The sequence below is a fragment of the Mesorhizobium sp. M7A.F.Ca.CA.002.05.1.1 genome (assembly GCF_003998335.1).
GTDB lineage: Bacteria > Pseudomonadota > Alphaproteobacteria > Rhizobiales > Rhizobiaceae > Mesorhizobium.
In genome coordinates, this window is sequence record NZ_RZQI01001124.1 from 1 (window position 1) to 1661 (window position 1661).

The 1661-nt window shown below is 64.9% G+C and carries 2 protein-coding genes; both read right to left on the reverse strand.

The window, feature by feature from the left end; genetic code table 11:
* Nucleotides 1-1010, reverse strand: a 1010-nt coding sequence (locus tag EN939_RS33210) for a thiamine pyrophosphate-binding protein (RefSeq protein ID WP_245473263.1), incomplete at its 3' end; no start/stop codon positions are given.
* The coding region (locus tag EN939_RS33215; protein WP_164751470.1) for a CaiB/BaiF CoA transferase family protein at nucleotides 1007-1661 on the reverse strand (655 nt) is incomplete at its 5' end. The genes EN939_RS33215 and EN939_RS33210, both read right to left, overlap by 4 nt.

Sequence of the window (1661 nt, forward strand, 5' to 3'; positions counted from 1 at the left end):
GCCCAAGTCGGCTCCGAGGCCGGTTTGCGCTTGGCGAAAGCTTCGATGAAGGCGGACGGCGAGGCGTTGATCGCCAGTGTCGGGCGGTAGACGCGGCCGAGCTCGCCGGCGTCGGCATGGACATGCACCAGCGTCTGGTCGGGATAGGGGCTTTTCAGCAGCGTGTAGTCGGACGAGGGCATTTCGCCCATGCGGCCGCCGATCAGCAGCACGAGATCGGCCTGCTTGATCGCTGTGGCCAGCTTCGGGTTGATGCCGATGCCGACATCGCCGGCATAGTTCGGATGCAGATGATCGAACAGCATCTGGCGGCGGAAGGAGCAGCCGACCGGCAGCGACCAAGCCTCGGCGATCGTGCGCATTTGTGCAACCGCCTCGGCGTCCCAGCGCGTGCCGCCGAGGATGACGAACGGCCGCTTGGCCTTGGCCAGCAGCTTTTCCAGCGCATCGAGCTCCGCTTCGCCCGGCCGTGTCTCAACCGGCGTGTGCGGCAAGGCGATGGCCGCTTCGACGATACTGGTCAGCATGTCTTCGGGCAGCGAGATCACCACCGGGCCGGGACGGCCCGATGTCGCCACCGCGAAAGCGCGGGTGACGAATTCGGGGATGCGCGAGGCGTCGTCGATCTCGACCACCCATTTGGCGATGTCGCCGAAGAACCTCTTATAGTCCACCTCCTGGAACGCTTCGCGCTCCTTGGCGTGGCTGGCGACCTGGCCGATGAACAGGATGACGGGTATCGAATCCTGCATGGCGATGTGGATGCCGGCCGAGGCGTTGGTGGCGCCGGGGCCGCGGGTGACGAAGCAGATGCCGGGCTTGCCGGTCAGGCGGCCATGGCAATCGGCCATCATGGCGGCACCGCCTTCCTGGCGGCAGACGATGGTGCGGATCGCAGAGTCGTGCAGCGCGTCGAGCACTGCCAGATAGGATTCACCCGGCACGCAATAGATGCGGTCGGTGCCGTTGGCTTCGAGCGCGTCGACGATGAGTTGTCCGCCGGTCTTCATTGTCCAGACTTCTCCAGTTCGGCAAGGATTTCTTGCGTGTGCTCGCCCAGGCGTGGCGAGGGGCGCTCATAGACCAGCGGCGTGCCGGACATCACCATCGGCGCACGCACCGAAGGCAGAAGATTGCCATGGCCGTCGTCGAGATCGAGCCGCATGCCGCGCGCGATCGTCTGCGGATCGGCAAACATCTGGCCGATCGTGTTGATCGGGCTCGCCGGCACGCCGGCCGCTTCCAGCTTGGCCAGCAGCGGATCGCGGTCAAAAATCTTCAGCGCCTCGATCATGCGCTCGCGCAACTTGACCCGGTTGGCGACCCGGGCGGGATTGGTGGCGAAGTCGGGATTGGCAGGCAGGTCGTCCAGTCCGACAGCGGCGCAGAATTTGGCGAACTGGCCGTCATTGCCGACCGCCAGGATGATGTGCCCGTCCCGGACCGGCACCACCTCATACGGGGCGATGTTCATATGCGCATTGCCCATCTGCACCGGCGATTGGCCGGAGACGAGATAGTTCAAATTCTGGTTGCCGAGCGCCGAGATCTGGGTGTCGAAAAGCGCCATGTCGACGTGCTGGCCTTCGCCGGTCTGCTCGGCATGGCGCAATGCTGCCTGGATGGCGATGACCGAATAAAGGCCGGTGAAGATGTCGGAG